Origin of the sequence: Burkholderia vietnamiensis LMG 10929 (assembly GCF_000959445.1) — a bacterium.
GTDB lineage: Bacteria > Pseudomonadota > Gammaproteobacteria > Burkholderiales > Burkholderiaceae > Burkholderia > Burkholderia vietnamiensis.
On record NZ_CP009630.1, the window covers coordinates 1549013 to 1566213 of the forward strand.

Here is a 17201-nt window from a genome sequence, read left to right on the forward strand (position 1 = left end):
CAGGACATTGCCATGAGCCAAACTCGCAAGAAGGCCATCATCACGGGGATCACCGGGCAGGACGGCGCCTATCTGGCCAAGCTGCTGCTCGACAAGGGCTACGAAGTAACGGGCACCTACCGTCGCACGAGCTCGGTGAACTTCTGGCGCATCGCGGAACTGGGCGTCGCCACGCATCCGAACCTGACGCTCGTCGAACACGATCTGACCGATGCCGGCTCGAGCCTGCGGCTGCTCGAACGCACGCAGCCGGACGAGCTGTACAACCTGGCCGCGCAGAGCTTCGTCGGCGTGTCGTTCGATCAGCCCGCGACGACCGCCGAGGTGACCGGCATCGGCCCGCTGAACCTGCTCGAGGCGATCCGCGTGGTGAGCCCGAAAACGCGCTTCTATCAGGCGTCGACGTCCGAGATGTTCGGCAAGGTGCAGGCGATTCCGCAGACGGAAACGACCGCGTTTTACCCGCGCAGCCCGTACGGCGTCGCGAAGCTGTACGCGCACTGGATGACGGTCAACTATCGCGAGTCGTACGGGCTGTTCGGCTGCAGCGGCATCCTGTTCAATCACGAATCGCCGCTGCGCGGCCGCGAGTTCGTCACGCGCAAGATCACCGACACCGTCGCGAAGATCACGCTCGGCCACGCGAACAAGCTCGAGCTCGGCAACCTCGACGCGAAACGCGACTGGGGCTTTGCGCTCGAATACGTCGAAGGGATGTGGCGGATGCTGCAGGTCGACGAGCCCGACACCTACGTGCTCGCGACCAACCGCACCGAGACCGTGCGCGACTTCGTGCAGATGGCGTTCGCGGCGGCCGGCTACCAGATCGAATGGACCGGCAAGGGCGAGAAGGAACGCGGGCTCGACGCATCGAACGGCAACGTGCTCGTCGAAGTGAATCCGAAGTTCTACCGCCCCGCCGAGGTCGATCTGCTGATCGGCAGCGCAGACAAGGCGAAGTCCAAGCTCGGCTGGGCGCCGCAGACGACGCTGGAGCAACTCTGCCAGATGATGGTCGAGGCGGACCTGACGCGGAATCGTCAACATGACACGTACTGAGGCCGGCCGCCCGTCGCGCCGTGCGTTCGTCACGGGTGTGACCGGCTTCACCGGCCGCTACATGGCGAAGCGCCTCGCCGCGGCCGGCTACGACGTGTGGGGCACGGTCGCGCCCGGCACGGCGCGCCCGGACGACCCGGCGTTCGCAAATTGCACGCTGCTGCCGGTCGATCTGCTCGACGCCGACGCGATGCGCGCGGCGGTCGCCGATGCGCGCCCCGATGCCGTCGTGCACCTCGCGGCCCGCGCGCACGTCGCACGCGACGAGCCGTCGCAGACCTACGCGGTCAACATCGTCGGCACGCGCAACCTGCTGGCCGCGCTCGCGGGCCTCGACCGCCGTCCGTCGGCGGTGCTGCTCGCGAGCAGCGCGAACATCTACGGCAACTCGACGGCCGGCGTGATCGACGAAACGGTCGCGCCCGCGCCGGCGAACGACTATGCGGTCAGCAAGCTCGCGATGGAATACGCGGCGAAGCTGTGGGCCGATCGCCTGCCGATCGTGATCGCACGGCCGTTCAACTACACGGGCGTGGGCCAGGACGATGCCTACCTGCTGCCGAAGCTCGTGTCGCACTATGCGAGCCGCGCGCCGCGCATCTCTCTGGGCAATCTCGACGTGAGCCGCGATTTTTCCGACGTGCGCGACGTGACGGCCGCATATCTGAAGCTGCTCGAAGCCGCGCCGGCCGGCGAGACGTTCAACGTGTGCTCGGAGCGCGCGTATTCGCTGAAGGAAGTGCTCGCGATGCTGTCGCGCATCGCCGGCTACGTGATCGACGTGACGATCGATCCGCGCTTCGTGCGGCACAACGAAGTGAAGCGCCTGAGCGGCTCGCGCGACAAGCTGCGGCGCGCGGTTGGCGAATTGCCGGTGACGCCGCTCGACGACACGCTGCGCTGGATGATGGACGCGGTGCGCGACGCGCCGCGGCAGGCTGCGCACGCCGGCTGATTCGCGCGGCGCGTGCGCGTGCGTGCGTGCGTCGCCGGCAGAAACACGGCAGGCAAAAAAAACGGGCCGCTCGATGTCGAGCGGCCCGTTGCATGACCGGCGCAGAACGCCGCGCTGTCGCGCTCAGCCGCCGAGGCCGCGCGCGAGATCGTTGCGCAGATCGCCCGCGTACTCGAGGCCGACCGCGAGGCGGATCAGCCCCTCGGTGATCCCGGCGGCCGCGCGCGCTTCCGGCGTGACGCGCGCGTGCGTGGTCGTCGCCGGATGCGTGATCGTCGTGCGCGTATCGCCGAGGTTGCCGGTGATCGAGATCAGCTGCGTGCCGTCGATCACGCGCCATGCGTTCGCGCGCTGCTGCTCGGGCGTGTCGCCCTTCAGCTCGAACGAGACGATCGCACCGCCCGCCTTCTGTTGCCGCTTCGCGAGCTCGTACTGCGGATGCGATTCGAGCCCCGGATAGAACACGCGCGCCACGGCCGGATGCGCGTCGAGCCAGCGCGCGATTTCGAGCGCATTCGCCGACTGCTTCTCGACGCGCAGCGACAGCGTTTCCATCCCCTTCAGCAGCACCCATGCGTTGAACGCCGACAACGTCGGGCCCGCGCTGCGCACGAACGGGAACACCTTGCCCATGATGAATTCCTTCGAGCCGACCAGCGCGCCGCCGAGCACGCGGCCCTGGCCGTCGAGGAACTTGGTCGCCGAGTGCATCACGACGTCGGCGCCGAGTTTCAGCGGCTGCTGCAGCACCGGGCTGCAGAAACAGTTGTCGACGACGAACAGCGCGTTCGCGGCCTTCGCGATCTTGCCGATCGCTTCGATGTCGGCGAGCTCGGTCAGCGGGTTCGACGGCGTTTCGAGGAAGAACATCTTCGTCTCGGGCCGCACCGCTTCGCGCCATGCGTTCAGGTCGGTCGGATCGACGAAGGTCGTCGTGATGCCGAACTTGCTGAAGATCTGCGAGAACATCCCGAGCGTCGAACCGAACAGGCTGCGCGAGCTGACGAGGTGATCGCCCGCCTGCAGCGCCGACATCACGACCGACATGATCGCGGCCATCCCGGATGCCGTCGCGATGCACGCCTCGCCGCCTTCGAGCGCCGCGAGACGATCCTGGAACATGGAGACCGTCGGGTTCGTGAAGCGCGAATAGGTGAAATAGTCTTCCGAATTCGCGAAGCGCTCCGCTGCGTCGGCTGCGCTCTTGAAGCAGAAGCTCGACGTGAGGAACAGCGCTTCCGAGTGCTCGTTGTATTCGCTGCGCTGCGTGCCCGCGCGCACGGCGAGCGTGTCGAAGTTGAGGGAGTCGTCCATGTTCCGTTTTCCGTATTCGAGGGCCGCGCATCGCGCGCGCCCAGCCACAAATCAGGCCAAAACAAAAAGCCCGCTATGCGTCGGCATCAGCGGGCTTCGGTGCGGTACGACAGCGGTCGACTCGGGCCGGCTGCCGCCGGCCTTCGCTTTAGCTGTTTTGGGAGATCGCCCCGCGTCCGCAAGCTGAATCAAATCGACGCAAGGCGCCATCCTATCACGCTTCGTCGCAAGCGTGCGCCGGCGTCACTCCACCGACAGCTGCAGGTTCATCTGCGAACGCGCGGTGTCGCTCGCGGTGTCGCGATCGGCCTGCGATGCCGGTGCGAGGCGCGCGCGCTCGATCGCGTCGAGGTACTCGGGCGTCACGGCGCCGGTGATGTAGTTGCCGTCGAAGCACGACGCCTCGAAGCCTTCCAGCTTCGGGTTGATGTCGCGCACCGCGCGGCGCAGGTCGTCGACGTCCTGATAGATCAGGTGGTCGGCGCCGATGATCTTCGCGACCTCCTCATCGGTGCGGCCGTGAGCGACCAGCTCGCCGCGCGTCGGCATGTCGATGCCGTACACGTTCGGGAACTTCACGGGCGGCGCGGCCGACGCGAAGATCACCGACTTCGCGCCCGCATCGCGCGCCATCTGCACGATCTCGTGCGAGGTCGTGCCGCGCACGATCGAATCGTCGACGATCAGCACGTGCTTGTCCTTGAACTCGATGCTCATCGCGTTGAGCTTCTGGCGCACCGACTTCTTGCGCACGGCCTGGCCCGGCATGATGAACGTGCGGCCGACGTAGCGGTTCTTGAAGAAGCCTTCGCGATACTCGACGCCCAGCTTCGCCGCGACCTGCATCGCCGCCGGACGCGACGAATCGGGGATCGGCATCACGACGTCGATCGGCACGTTCGGCAGCTCGCGGCGGATCTTCTCGGCGAGGTAATCGCCCATGCGCAGGCGCACGTTGTAGACGGGCACGCCGTCGAGGCACGAATCCGGACGCGCGAGGTACACGTATTCGAACATGCACGGGTTGAGCGTCGGGTTTTCCGCGCACTGCTGGCTGTGGAAGTTGCCGGCCTTGTCGATGAAGATCGCTTCGCCCGGCTCCACGTCGCGCACGAATTCGAAGCCGATGCCTTCGACGGCCACCGACTCCGACGCGACCATCCATTCGGTGCCGTGTTCGGTTTCGAGCTTGCCGATGCAGAGCGGGCGGATGCCGAACGGATCGCGGAACGCGACGAGGCCGTAGCCGGCGATCAGCGACACGATCGCGTACGAGCCCTGCAGACGGCGGTGCACGCCCGCGACTGCCTTGAACAGCGAGGCCGGATCGAGCTCCAGGCCGGTGGTCGACAGTTGCAGCTCGTGCGCGAACACGTTCAGCAACACTTCGCTGTCGGAATTGGTGTTGATGTGCCGGCGGTCGATCCGGAACATCTCGTCCTTCAGCTGTTGCCAGTTCGTCAGGTTACCGTTGTGCGCGAGGATGATCCCGAACGGCGCGTTCACGTAGAACGGCTGTGCCTCGGCTTCGCTCGACGCCGAACCGGCCGTCGGATAGCGGACCTGGCCGATGCCGAAGGTGCCGGGCAGGCTGCGCATGTTGCGCGTGCGGAACACGTCGCGCACCATGCCGTTCGCCTTGTACATGTGGAAATTGCTGCCGTCCGCCGTCGCGATGCCCGCTGCGTCCTGACCGCGATGCTGCAGCAGCAGCAAGCTGTCATAGATCAGCTGGTTGACAGGGGATTGGGAAATAACGCCTACGATGCCGCACATGGCATGTCCTTCAAGATGACAAAATCGGTTACGTCCTGCCCGGCCGCGTCGTCACACGCGTACGTACTGGGCCATGCCGTCGGGCAGGAGCTGCTTCAGCTCGTGCACGCCCTGCTCGGCGAAAGGACGCAATAGCGCATTGCGCCAGAAATCCTGTTTGGGCAACTCGGTCAGCCCGGCCGCCGCGACCAGCAACACCACCAGCACGCAGCCGCGCACGAGGCCGAACATCATGCCCAGCGAGCGATCGACACCGCCGAGGCCCGTCACCTGCGCGATGCGCGACAACAGCGCATTCGCGACACCGGCGACGAACACGACGCCGATCACGATCAGCGCGAACGCCAGCACCCACTGTGTCAGCGCGCCGCCCGGCCAGTTCGCCGGTATGTACGGCTCCACGAGTCCGACATAGCGGGCCGCGATCACGACCGCCGCGATCCAGCCGATCAGCCCGAAAATCTCCGAGACGAAACCGCGCCATGCGCCACGCAGCGCAGACAACGCGATCACCGCCAATACAGCGTAGTCGAAAGCAGTCAGCATCGCACGTTACTGCGTGAGCCCGGCTTCGCGCACTTTCGCGATCGCGGCGGACGCCGCCGCGCGATCCGCGAACGGGCCGGCACGCAGCAGTGTAGCCGTGCTGCCGTCCGCCTGCTTGCGATGCTCGACATATGCGGGCACGCCCGCCGATTTCAACTTCGTCGCCCACGAACGCGCCGTTGCGTCGTCCTTGAACGACCCGAGCTGCACCGCGAAGCGTGCGCCGGCCGGCGAGGCAGGCGAAGAGGCGTCGCCGGCGTCGGCCGCGACGTCGGTATTGGCTGCCGCCACTGCTGCGGGCGCCGGCTTCGGCGCGGGCGCAGCGGGCTTCGCGGCCGGTTTGGCGGCCGGCTTTGCGGCGGCTTTCGGCGGCGTCACGCTGGCCGTGGCCGTCGTGGTATCGGGTTTGGCAGCCGGCTTGGCCGCGTCCTTCGCGTCCTTCGTGTCTTGCGCAGCGGCGGCGACCGCCGCATCGGATGCCGGCGGCTCGTCGTGCGCGACGCCCGCCTGCACGTCGGCCGCGTCGTCGTCGCGCGGCGCGACCGCTTGATGTGCGGGGCGATTCGGAATGTCGATCGCGATGTCGTCCGTCACCGGCTTCGGATGCGAGTCGAGGACCATCGGCAGCACGATCACCGCGGCGACGACGAGTGCGATCGCGCCGACGAGGCGCCGGCGCGCGCGTTGCTTTTCAGGAAGGGTCGGATCGAGGAGCAGCGCGTCCGATTCCGGCCGCTCGGTGCGGCGCGTACGTCGCTCGACGCGCTCCGCGCGCTCGGTGCGCACGTTCCGGGAGGCCCCGGTACGACCGCCGCGCCGCGGGGGCGCGTCGTCGTCTTTCTTGCCGAACGAGAAAATTCCCATGAATGGCTGAGTCCGAAACTGCCCGACAGTCAGTGTTGCTGCGATTTCCGGTAGGCCATCACACCGGCCACCGTATGGAAACTGCCGAAAACCACGATTCTATCATTCTCGGATGCTCTTTTTAGTGCATCGCGAAACGCATCGGCCGGCGACGCGAACCGCGTGACGCTCGAATCGGGGCCGTCCTGCACGCCGGCATGGCGCAGCGCCGCTTCGAGCTGCTCCGCGCTCGCCGCGCGCGGCAGCGGCAGATCGGTCACGCACCAGTGGTCGATCTCGCCCTTCAGGTGCCGCAGCACGCCGTCGATGTCCTTGTCGTGCATCGCGCCGAACACCGCGTACGTGTACGGGAAGAAGCCCATGTTGCCGAGGTTCTGCTCGAGCACGGCGGCTGCGTGCGGGTTGTGCGCGACGTCGAGCACGATCGCCGGCTTGCCGGGCAACACCTGGAAGCGGCCGGGCAGCTCGACGTTCGCGAGCCCGAGGCGGATGTCCTGCGCCGACACCGGCAGCACCGGGCGCAGCGCTTCGAGCGCGGCGAGCGCGGCCGACGCGTTGATCAGCTGATTCGCGCCGCGCAGCGCCGGATAGGCCAGCGCCGGGTAGCGCTTGTCGCGGCCGAGGTAGCTCCATTGCTGGCGCTCCGCGCCCGGCTGCGCCTCGTAGCGGAAATCGCGGCCGACCAGCCAGAGGTCAGCGCCGATCGCAGCGGCGTGGTCGACGAGCGTATGCGGCGCCGCCGGGTCGCCGCAGATCGCCGGCTTGCCCGCGCGGAAGATGCCCGCCTTCTCGAACGCGATCTTTTCGCGCGTGTCGCCGAGGTATTCGGTGTGGTCGATGTCGATGCTCGTGACGACCGCGCAATCGGTGTCGATCACGTTCACCGCATCGAGGCGGCCGCCGAGGCCGACTTCGAGGATCACCGCGTCGAGCCCGCGCGATGCGAACAGATGCAGGATCGCGAGCGTCGTGAACTCGAAGTACGTGAGCGAGACCGGCTCGGGCAGCGACGTGCGGGCGGCTTCGACCGCTTCGAAATGCGGCAGCAGCTCGGCGTCGGCGACCTGCTGCCCGTTCACGCGCGCGCGCTCGGCGAATTCGAGCAGGTGCGGCGACGTGTGGCAGCCGACCTTGTAGCCCGCGTGAACCAGGATCGCCTCGAGGAACGCGCAGGTCGAGCCCTTGCCGTTCGTGCCGCCGACCGTGATGACCGGGCACGCGAATTCGAGCTGCAGCGCGGCCTTGACCTGCGCGATGCGGGTCAGGCCCATGTCGATGCCGACCGGGTGTGCGCGCTCGAGATGCGAAAGCCAAGCGTCGAGAGTGGGGAAAGTGCTCATCGGATCAAATCTGAATCGGTACGGCCACTACGCCAAAAAACGAAGCGCGCCGCCCGGCGGATCAGCCGGGCGACGCGCGCAGTTCACAACGTCGCGCCAATCAGGCCAGCGCGTCGGCCGGCTGCCGCTGCAACAGCGCGAGCAATTGCGCGATCTCGTCGCGCAGCTTGCGGCGGTCGACGATCATGTCGATCGCGCCCGTCTTCAGCAGGAATTCCGCACGCTGGAAGCCTTCCGGCAGCTTCTCGCGCACCGTCTGCTCGATCACGCGCGGGCCGGCGAAGCCGATCAGCGCCTTCGGCTCGGCGATCACGACGTCGCCGAGGAACGCGAAGCTCGCGGACACGCCGCCCATCGTCGGATCGGTCAGCACCGAGATGAACGGCAGCTTGGCTTCGGCCAGCTTCGTCAGCATCGCGGTGGTCTTGGCCATCTGCATCAGCGACAGCAGGCTTTCCTGCATGCGCGCGCCGCCCGATGCCGTGAAACAGATGAACGGCACCTGCTGCTCGAGCGCGTTCTGCGCGCCGCGCGTGAAGCGCTCGCCGACGACCGAGCCCATCGAGCCGCCCATGAACGAGAATTCGAAGCAGGCCGCGACCACCGGCAGCGTGTGGATCGCGCCGCCCATCACCACCATCGCGTCGGTCTCGCCCGTGTCGTCCATCGCTTCCTTCAGACGATCGGGGTACTTGCGGCTGTCCTTGAACTTCAGCGAGTCGACCGGCACGATTTCCTGGCCGATCTCGTAGCGGCCTTCCGGATCGAGCAGCGCGTCGAGACGCTCGCGCGCGCCGATGCGCATGTGGTGATCGCACTTCGGGCACACGTGGAGGTTCGCGTCCACGTCGTTGCGGTACAGCACGGCCTCGCAGGACGGGCATTTGACCCACAGCCCTTCCGGAATGCCCTTGCGGCTTTTCGGGTCGGTCTGCTTGATCTTCGGCGGCAACAGTTTGTCGAGCCAGCTCATCGTATGGTTTCCTGTTCCGTGGCGGGGCGGGCCTTGCGGCCGTTCCCGCTTCCTGTGTTGTGTTTATCGCGCCGTCTTGCCGGCGCCGTCCAGCGCGGCGCGCAGCTCGGCGATGAACGACTTCAGCGCGGCGGCGGCGCCTTCCGGTGCGGCGCTTTCGAGCAATTGCACCAGACGGCTGCCGATCACGACGGCGTCCGACACTTCGGCCACCGCGCGCGCCGTTTCGGCGTCGCGGATGCCGAAGCCGACGCCCACCGGAACCGGCACGCGCGACTTGATGGCCGGGATTTTACCCGCAATGCTCGAAACATCCAGATTTCCGGCGCCGGTCACCCCCTTCAGCGACACGTAGTACACGTAGCCGCTCGCGATCTTGCCCACGTCCGCGATGCGTTCGTCGGTCGACGTCGGCGCGAGCAGGAAGATCGGATCGATCTGCGCGGCGCGCATTTTCTCGGCGAACACGCCGGCTTCCTCGGGCGGATAGTCGACCACGAGCACGCCGTCGACGCCGGCCGCGTGGGCTTCGGTCGCGAACGCGTCGACGCCCATCCGCTCGATCGGGTTCGCATAACCCATCAGCACGACGGGGGTTTTCTGGTCGGTCTCGCGAAAGCGCTTCACGTCGGCGAGCACGGTCTTGAGCGTGACGCCGCGCGCGAGCGCGCGCTCCGACGAGCGCTGGATCACCGGGCCGTCGGCCATCGGGTCCGAGAACGGCACGCCGAGCTCGATCACGTCGGCGCCGCCCGCGGCGAGCGCGTGCATGAACTCGACGGTCTTCGCGGGATCGGGATCGCCGGCCGTGATGAACGGGATCAGGCCCTTGCGGCCTTGTTCGGCGAGCGCCGCGAAGGTCTGCTGGATACGGTTGGACATGGCAATTTTCCTTGTGTCGACCGGAGCGGGCGCTTCAGCGCTCAACTCCGATCCCATGCAAAGCGAGCGATCGGCACGGCGGCGGCGCGGCTCACGCGCACGCCTGCGCGGCGAGCGCGTTCACGCGCTCATGCGCGATCGCGCAATAACTTTCGTTGATCTCGTAGCCGACGAAGTCGCGCCCCTGCCGCGCGCAGGCCACCGCGGTCGTGCCGCTGCCCATGAACGGATCGAGCACGCGGCCGCCCGGCGGGCAGCTTGCGAGCACCATCCGCTCGATGATTTCCAGCGGCTTCTGGGTCGGATGATCGACGCGCTCCGCGTGCTGCCGATGCAGGCGCGAGACCGACCAGACGTCCTTCGGGTTGTAGCCCATCTCCAGCCACTTGCTGCCTTCGAACAGCTTGCGCGAGCGGGCCTTCTTCGTGTCGGCGTCGTAAGGGATGCGGACCGGATCGAGATCGAAGTAATACGCTTTCGAAACCGCGAAAAAGCCGATGTTGTCGTGCACCGACGTGAAACGGCGCGTCGTGCCGCCCATGCTCGGCACGCGCCGATCCCAGATGATCTCGTTGACCATCGTGAGCTTCGTCTTCAGGAAGCTGAAGATTTCCGGCGCGTACTGCCACGTGCAGAAGATGTACATCGACCCGCTCGGCTTGAGCTTCGGAATCGCGAGATCGAGCCACTCGCGCGTCCACGCGAGAAACGCGTCGCCCGAACGCTTGTCCGAGTCGTTGCCGTAGTCCTTGCCGAGCCCGTACGGCGGATCGGCGACGATCAGGTCGATCGACGCATCCGGCAGGCGCGCGGCTTCGGTCATGAAATCGCGGTTGTACAGCTCGATCCCGAGCGGCAGCGCGCGCGGCGCGGCGGCGGCCGGCTGCGCGGCCTCCGCTTCGCTCGCGGCGCCGCCGCCCGGTTGTTCGATCAGGTCACGCATCGGGCGGTCAGAGCGCGATGCCCGTTCGCTCGGCGACGGTGTGCATGTCCTTGTCGCCGCGGCCCGACAGGTTGACGAGCAGGATCTTGTCCTTCGGCAACGTCGGCGCGAGCTTCACGGCATATGCAAGCGCATGGCTCGACTCCAGCGCCGGAATGATCCCTTCGATCCGGCAGCAGTCGTGGAACGCCTTCAGCGCTTCGTCGTCGGTGATCGCCACGTACTGCGCGCGGCCGCTGTCCTTCAGCCATGCGTGCTCGGGGCCGACGCCCGGATAGTCGAGGCCGGCCGACACCGAATGCGTCTCGATGATCTGGCCATTCTCGTCCTGCAGCAGGTACGTGCGGTTGCCGTGCAGCACGCCGGGGCTGCCGGCGATCAGCGATGCCGCGTGATGGCCCGACGCGAGGCCCTCGCCGGCCGCTTCGACGCCGATCAGCTGCACCGACGTGTCGTCGATGTACGGATAGAAGATGCCCATCGCGTTCGAGCCGCCGCCCACGCACGCGATCACCGCGTCCGGTTGACGGCCGGCCAGCTCCGGCATCTGCACGCGGCACTCGTCGCCGATCACGCGCTGGAAGTCGCGCACCATCGCCGGATACGGATGCGGGCCCGCGACCGTGCCGATGATGTAGAACGTGCTTTCGATGTTCGTGACCCAGTCGCGCATCGCCTCGTTGAGCGCGTCCTTCAGCGTGCGCGAACCCGATTCGACCGGCACGACCGTCGCGCCGAGCAGCTTCATCCGGTAGACGTTGGCGGCCTGGCGGCGCACGTCTTCCGCGCCCATGTAGACGACGCACTCCATCCCGAAGCGCGCGCAGATCGTCGCGGTCGCGACGCCGTGCTGGCCGGCGCCCGTCTCGGCGATCACGCGTTTCTTGCCCATGCGCTTCGCGAGCAGCGCCTGGCCGATCACGTTGTTGATCTTGTGCGCGCCGGTGTGGTTCAGGTCTTCGCGCTTCAGGTAGATCTGCGCGCCGCCGAGCATCTCGCTCCAGCGCTGCGCGTGATAGATCGGCGACGGCCGGCCGACGAAGTACTTGAGCTCGCGCTCATACTCGGCGACAAATTCGGGGTCATTGCGGAATTTTTCGTACGCCGCGCGCAGTTCGTCCAGCGCGTGAATCAGCGTTTCGGCGACGAATACGCCGCCATACGGGCCGAAGTGGCCGTGATCATCAGGGAGGTTGTACATGGTGTCACTCTCGATCGGTCGGTGCGCCGCACTGTGGGGCCGCACCGGCTTGCATCACCCGGCGTCCGCGTCGCGCACCGCGCGTACGAACGCCGCCATCCGGGCGTGATCCTTCACGCCCTTTGCGCCCGCCACTTCGATGCCGCTCGAGACATCGACAGCAAACGGACGCAACCGGCGGATCGCATCACCGACGTTTTGCGCGTTCAAGCCACCACTCAAAACGGCCCGATGCGCGAGCTCTGCGGGAATAAGTGACCAATCGAAGACCTTGCCGCTACCGCCGTAGTCCGGCACCAGGGTGTCGAACAGGAGGCCGCGCGCTTTCGAATAATGAAGATCCGATTCTACCAAATCGGCCGGCTGCGTCGAGGGGCCGACGCGCACCGCGCGCAACCACGGCAGCCGCGCCGCGCGGCCGAGGGCCTCGCACTGCTGCGGCGTCTCGTCGCCGTGGAACTGCAGCATCGTCAGCGGCACGTCGCGCACCACCGCATCGATTTCGGCCTCGGTCGCGTTGACGAACAGCCCCACCACCGATACGAACGGCGGCGCGGCGCGCGCCAGCTCGGCCGCCTGCGCGATCGACACCGCGCGCGGGCTGCTCGGGTAGAACACGAGGCCGATCGCGTCGGCGCCGAGCACGGCGGCGTGCAGCACGTCGTCGACGCGCGACAGCCCGCAAAGCTTGATGCGCGTGCGCGGCGCGACGCCGGACGCGGAAGTCGAAGGAAACACGGCCAGCTCCGTCATGGTTGAGGGTCCAGATCGGCCCAGACGCTGCTCCACGGCACGCTGCCGAGCTGCGCGGGCGGGACGGCGAATTCCGCCGGATAGCCGACGTGGGCGAGGTACAGCCCGTCCGCCATGAACGTCGGCGCGGCGAGATTGCGATCGCGGCCCGCGAGCACGTCGGCGAGCCAGTCGGCCGGGTAGCGGCCGCGCCCGACCGCGACGAGGCAGCCCATCAGGTTGCGCACCATGTGGTGCAGGAACGCGTTCGCGCGGAAGCGGAAATGGATGAAGTGCCCCGCACGTCGCACGTCGATCTGATACAGGTGTTTGACCGGCGTCTTCGACTGGCATTCCGACGAACGGAACGACGAGAAGTCGTGCTCGCCGATCAGGTGCGCGGCGGCGGCGCGCATCGCGTCGTCGTCGAGCGGCGTGTGGATCCAGCCGGCCCGGCCGGCCAGCATCGGCGAGCGCACCGGATGCACGTACAGCGCGTAGTAGTAGGTGCGCTCGAACGCCGAGAAGCGCGCATGGAACGTGTCGGGCATCGCCTTCGCCCACTGCACGGACACGGTCGGCGGCAGGAACGCGTTGGTGCCGCGCACCCACGAGAATTCCGCGCGGTCGAGCGCCGTGTCGAAGTGGACGACCTGACCGAGCCCGTGCACGCCCGTGTCGGTCCGTCCCGCGACCGTCGTGTGCAATGGCACGCACGCGAATTCGCCGAGCGCGCGCTCGAGCGCATCCTGCACGGTCTTGCCGTGCGGCTGCGCCTGCCAGCCGCAGAACGCGGCGCCGTCGTACTGAACCCCGAGCGCGATCCGCATCACGCGTCGGCCGCCAGTTTCGCGAGCAGTGCGCGCGCATCGTCGCGCGTGGCGGCGTCGTTTGCGTCGACCACCTCCTGCAGCAGCGTGCGCGCGCCCGACAGGTCGCCAAGCTCCACGTATTCCAACGCCAGATCCAGCTTGTTGCGGGCAATGCGCGCAAGCTCCTCCGGCGTCAGTGCGGGCAGCTCGGCATCGGGGGCGGACGGCAGATCGAGATCGAAATCGAGCTTCAATGCACCGAACCGGGCGCCGAGCGGCGGCAGCGATGACGGCGTGGGCACCGTGGACGCGCCTCCCGCCTGCTCGGCAGGCGTGGTCGCATCCGGGTCCCAATCGAACTCGTCGTCGTGCTCGACGGATCGTTCATCCGACGCTTCGGTCGCGCCCAGCGGCGGGCGTGGCGCGGCTTGACCGTTAGTTGCTGATTGCTCGCTTTCGGTTTGGGCTTCCGGCGCTTGCGGCACGGCGTGCTCGTCGGCGATGCGCGGCGGCAACGGCATGTCGAGGCTATTCAACGCGTTGATCGCGTTCTGCATCAGCGCCTCGTGCTGCGTGTCGGTCGGTGTAGGAGCCGCGGGCGCCGTTTCAGCCGGCGCGTCTGCAGCGGCGGGCGCAGCAGCAGGCACGTCGGGCGGGAGCGCTGCTGCGGGCGCGGCCGGCGCTTCGGCTTCGGCTTCGGCTTCGGCTTCGGCGTGATCGTCGTGCGTCGACGCCTCTTCCGGCGGCGGCGCGACATCGGCCTCCCGCACGTCGGCCGTCTCTGCCGCGACCGCGGCGGCCGTCACGAGGCTCACGTCGGTCGCCGCATCGCGGGAAAACGGTGTGGCGGGCAGCGTCGGCGGCACGGGCTCGACGGCACGCGGCGATGCGTCAAGGTCGGTGTCGACGGGTGCCGTATCACGGGATTGCGCCGGCGGCACGTCGGCGGACGACGCCGCAGCGGCGTCCGCGGCGCGCGCTTTCCTGCGCTTGCGCCATGCAAACCCCGCAATGAGGACGACAACGGCCGCGCCGGCTGCTGCGGCCGGACGCCAGTCCATCTGACCGGTCGCGCGAGGCGACGACGGCGGCGCAACGCTCGTCACGACCGGCGGCACGGGGGCCGACGCCGGCGCCACTGCGCTGGCGGCGGCACCGGACGCCGCACCGGACGCCGCGTCGCCCGCGACCGCCGACGACGCAGCACCGGATGCCGCGACATCGCCCTGAACCGGACGCACAGCGGCCGGCGCGGGCGCGACGTTGCCGGATGGCGCCGGCTTGCCGATGCCGTGGTTCTGCAACTCCATCAGCACGCGGTTCTTCAGCGCGAGCAGTTGCTGAAGGCTCGACGGCCGCGGCTGCGACGCACTCGCAGCAGGCGCCGCTGCGGGCGGCTGCTGTGCGTGCTGAGCCGCACCACCCGCGGCGGGCTGCGCCGCAGCCTCGCTCGCCGACGACGGTGCGGACTGAATCGCGCCGTTCCAGACGTGCGGCCCACTGGCCCCCCCGACCGGCGCAGCCGGTTGAGCGGTTGCGGCCGACGATGCACCATGCGTCGCCGATGCGCCGGCCGAACTCGATGCACCGTTGGCGGCCGGGGCGTTCGCGCTGCTCGTGGGAGCGGCCGGCGCCGCGGGTGCGATCGGGGCGCTCGACACGGCCGATGCCGTCGGCGCGGCCACGGCGGCCGAGCCGGGATGGGCAGCCGACGCGCCGTGCTGCGCACCCGCCACCGTGGCGGAGCCCCCACCTGCCGCGGACCCGGCCGATGCGCCCGATGCCGCGCCGGCACCGGCCGGCACGAGCGCGGCGCCGGTGGCGTCCAGCGCCGGCACGGTCAGCGTCGCGCCGACTTTCAGCCGACTCGGGTCGCGCTTCATGAACGCCTGTGGATTCGCGTCGAACAGCGCGCGACCGGCACGCGCGAGCACGCCCGGGTCATGCGACTGCGTGGCGGCCTTCGCCAGATCGTTCAGCGACTGGCCCGGCTGGACCGTCACGGTGAGCGGAACGGCGCCGCCGGCGGCCGACGCCGGCTGTTCGCCGGGGCTGGCCGCACCGGCCGAAGCGGCCGCGCCGAGCGCCAGGACCGCCAGTGCGCCGCACACGGCGCGCGACAGGCGGGACTGACGCGGAAACAGGGAATTTCGGGACATCGTGGGCTCTATCGCCGCGCGCGGGCGCGGCTCGGATTCGCGTAGGGAAGCGTCTATAAACTCGCCGCAGAAATGCAAAAGCGTCGCGCGGAACGCGACGCTTTCGGCGGCTCTGCGCGTCGTAACCGCATAGTTTACTTCACGCGATCCGATTCCGGCCGAATTCGTCGCCGGCCGATACGGCCGACCGACCGATTCGGCAATGGAGCTGGGGATCGCGCGCGGCGCGCATGATCGAGCACGCGCCATTCGTCGGCCTGAATGTCGCCGGCTGCGTTCTGGCCGAAACGAACGCGGCCGCCATCGACATCCACGCCCACTTCCGCGCCGGCCGCGAAGCCGCGGGATCGGCGGCACGGCCCCAGCCCGCTCATGGGCGCATCCAGCGCCAGACATCAACAAAAACGCCTGCCGCCCGCGAACGGGCTGGCAGGCGTCTCGCTTCGCGCGCCGGCGGCGCGCGTGCGCGGCCCGATGCTTACTTGTCGAGCAGGATGCGCAGCATGCGGCGCAGCGGCTCGGCCGCGCCCCACAGCAGCTGGTCGCCGACCGTGAATGCCGACAGGTACTCGCCGCCCATCGCCAGCTTGCGCAGGCGGCCGACCGGCACCGTCAGCGTCCCGGTGATCTTCGCCGGCGACAGATCGCGCATCGACGCTTCACGCTCGTTCGGGACGACCTTCACCCAGTCGTTCGCCGACGCGAGGATGCCGTTGATCTCGTCAAGCGGCACGTCCTTCTTCAGCTTGATCGTCAGCGCCTGCGAGTGGCAGCGCATCGCGCCGATACGCACGCACAGCCCGTCGACCGGGATCGAACCCGGCTGGCCCATCGCCGGCTTGCCGAGGATCTTGTTGGTTTCCGCGCCGCCCTTCCACTCTTCCTTCGACATCCCGTTGCCGAGATCCTTGTCGATCCACGGAATCAGCGAGCCGGCGAGCGGCACGCCGAACTGGCTCGTCGGCATAGCGTCGCTGTTCATCGTCGCGAGCACGCGGCGGTCGATGTCGAGGATCGCCGAAGCCGGATCGGCCAGTTGCTGCTCGACCGAGCCGTGCAGCGCGCCCATCTGCGACAGCAGTTCGCGCATGTTCTGCGCGCCCGCGCCCGACGCGGCCTGGTACGTCATGGCCGTCATCCAGTCGACGAGGTTCTCGCGGAACAGGCCGCCGAGCGCCATCAACATCAGGCTGACCGTGCAGTTGCCGCCAACGAAGTTCTTCGTGCCCTTGACGAGCGCGTCCTTGATCACGTCGAGGTTCACCGGATCGAGGATGATGACCGCATCGTCGTTCATCCGCAGCGACGACGCCGCGTCGATCCAGTAGCCGCTCCAGCCGGCCGCGCGCAGCTTCGGGAACACTTCGTTCGTGTAGTCGCCGCCCTGGCACGTGATGATCACGTCGCACTTCTTCAGCTCGTCGACGTTGGTCGCGTCCTTGAGCGTGGTCTCGTTTTTCGCGAACGACGGCGCTTTGCCGCCCGTGTTGCTGGTGCTGAAAAACACCGGTTCGATCAGGTCGAAATCGCCTTCTTCCTGCATGCGTTGCATCAGCACGCTGCCGACCATGCCGCGCCAACCTACGAGACCTACGTTCATGACTAACCCTTTGAATGGAGCTTCCCCGCCATTTCCGCCCCCGGC

The 17201-nt window shown here is 68.1% G+C and carries 16 protein-coding genes; 2 read left to right on the plus strand and 14 right to left on the minus strand.

Going from position 1 to position 17201, the window contains the following annotated elements; genetic code table 11:
* Positions 1–12 precede the first annotated feature (12 nt).
* On the plus strand, positions 13–1059 hold the full coding sequence (gene gmd / locus AK36_RS06870) for a GDP-mannose 4,6-dehydratase (RefSeq protein ID WP_011881771.1): 1047 nt from the start codon (positions 13–15) through the stop codon (positions 1057–1059).
* Positions 1046–2014, plus strand: coding sequence for an NAD-dependent epimerase/dehydratase family protein (locus AK36_RS06875; protein WP_045578154.1), 969 nt, complete (start codon positions 1046–1048; stop codon positions 2012–2014). Before gmd ends, AK36_RS06875 begins: the two co-directional genes overlap by 14 nt.
* A gap of 123 nt (positions 2015–2137) precedes the next feature.
* Here AK36_RS06875 and AK36_RS06880 read toward each other — a convergent pair whose 3' ends face one another.
* The 14 genes from AK36_RS06880 to asd form a co-directional block, all read right to left on the minus strand.
* The gene (locus AK36_RS06880) at positions 2138–3328 is read right to left on the minus strand and encodes an O-succinylhomoserine sulfhydrylase (protein ID WP_011881769.1); all 1191 of its coding nucleotides are present in this window, start codon (positions 3326–3328) and stop codon (positions 2138–2140) included.
* Between the two features lie 243 nt (positions 3329–3571).
* On the minus strand, positions 3572–5104 hold the full coding sequence (gene purF / locus AK36_RS06885; RefSeq protein WP_011881768.1) for an amidophosphoribosyltransferase: 1533 nt from the start codon (positions 5102–5104) through the stop codon (positions 3572–3574).
* Positions 5105–5155: 51 nt separating this feature from the next.
* On the minus strand, positions 5156–5650 hold the full coding sequence (locus tag AK36_RS06890) for a CvpA family protein (protein WP_011881767.1): 495 nt from the start codon (positions 5648–5650) through the stop codon (positions 5156–5158).
* A gap of 6 nt (positions 5651–5656) precedes the next feature.
* Positions 5657–6514, minus strand: a complete 858-nt coding sequence (locus AK36_RS06895) for an SPOR domain-containing protein (RefSeq protein ID WP_034195024.1) — start codon at positions 6512–6514, stop codon at positions 5657–5659.
* A 29-nt stretch (positions 6515–6543) separates the two neighbouring features.
* Positions 6544–7854: a bifunctional tetrahydrofolate synthase/dihydrofolate synthase gene (gene folC, locus AK36_RS06900; RefSeq protein WP_014725185.1), complete on the minus strand. Its 1311-nt coding sequence runs from the start codon at positions 7852–7854 to the stop codon at positions 6544–6546.
* 100 nt (positions 7855–7954) lie between these two features.
* On the minus strand, positions 7955–8827 hold the full coding sequence (gene accD / locus AK36_RS06905) for an acetyl-CoA carboxylase, carboxyltransferase subunit beta (protein WP_011881764.1): 873 nt from the start codon (positions 8825–8827) through the stop codon (positions 7955–7957).
* A gap of 63 nt (positions 8828–8890) precedes the next feature.
* On the minus strand, positions 8891–9709 hold the full coding sequence (gene trpA, locus AK36_RS06910) for a tryptophan synthase subunit alpha (protein WP_011881763.1): 819 nt from the start codon (positions 9707–9709) through the stop codon (positions 8891–8893).
* A gap of 91 nt (positions 9710–9800) precedes the next feature.
* On the minus strand, positions 9801–10652 hold the full coding sequence (locus AK36_RS06915) for a DNA-methyltransferase (protein WP_011881762.1): 852 nt from the start codon (positions 10650–10652) through the stop codon (positions 9801–9803).
* Between the two features lie 7 nt (positions 10653–10659).
* Positions 10660–11853: a tryptophan synthase subunit beta gene (gene trpB, locus AK36_RS06920; RefSeq protein WP_011881761.1), complete on the minus strand. Its 1194-nt coding sequence runs from the start codon at positions 11851–11853 to the stop codon at positions 10660–10662.
* A 54-nt stretch (positions 11854–11907) separates the two neighbouring features.
* Entirely contained in the window at positions 11908–12606 is a 699-nt protein-coding gene (locus AK36_RS06925; RefSeq protein ID WP_045578155.1) for a phosphoribosylanthranilate isomerase, read from the minus strand.
* Positions 12603–13415: a tRNA pseudouridine(38-40) synthase TruA gene (gene truA / locus AK36_RS06930; protein WP_034195022.1), complete on the minus strand. Its 813-nt coding sequence runs from the start codon at positions 13413–13415 to the stop codon at positions 12603–12605. The genes AK36_RS06925 and truA overlap by 4 nt, the downstream gene beginning before the upstream one ends.
* Positions 13415–15556: a motility hub landmark protein FimV gene (locus tag AK36_RS06935; protein WP_045578156.1), complete on the minus strand. Its 2142-nt coding sequence runs from the start codon at positions 15554–15556 to the stop codon at positions 13415–13417. The genes truA and AK36_RS06935 overlap by 1 nt, the downstream gene beginning before the upstream one ends.
* 134 nt (positions 15557–15690) lie before the next feature.
* Entirely contained in the window at positions 15691–15930 is a 240-nt protein-coding gene (locus tag AK36_RS32680; protein WP_144410631.1) for a hypothetical protein, read from the minus strand.
* Positions 15931–16034: 104 nt separating this feature from the next.
* Positions 16035–17156, minus strand: coding sequence for an aspartate-semialdehyde dehydrogenase (gene asd, locus AK36_RS06940; protein WP_045578157.1), 1122 nt, complete (start codon positions 17154–17156; stop codon positions 16035–16037).
* Between the last annotated feature and the right edge of the window lie 45 nt (positions 17157–17201).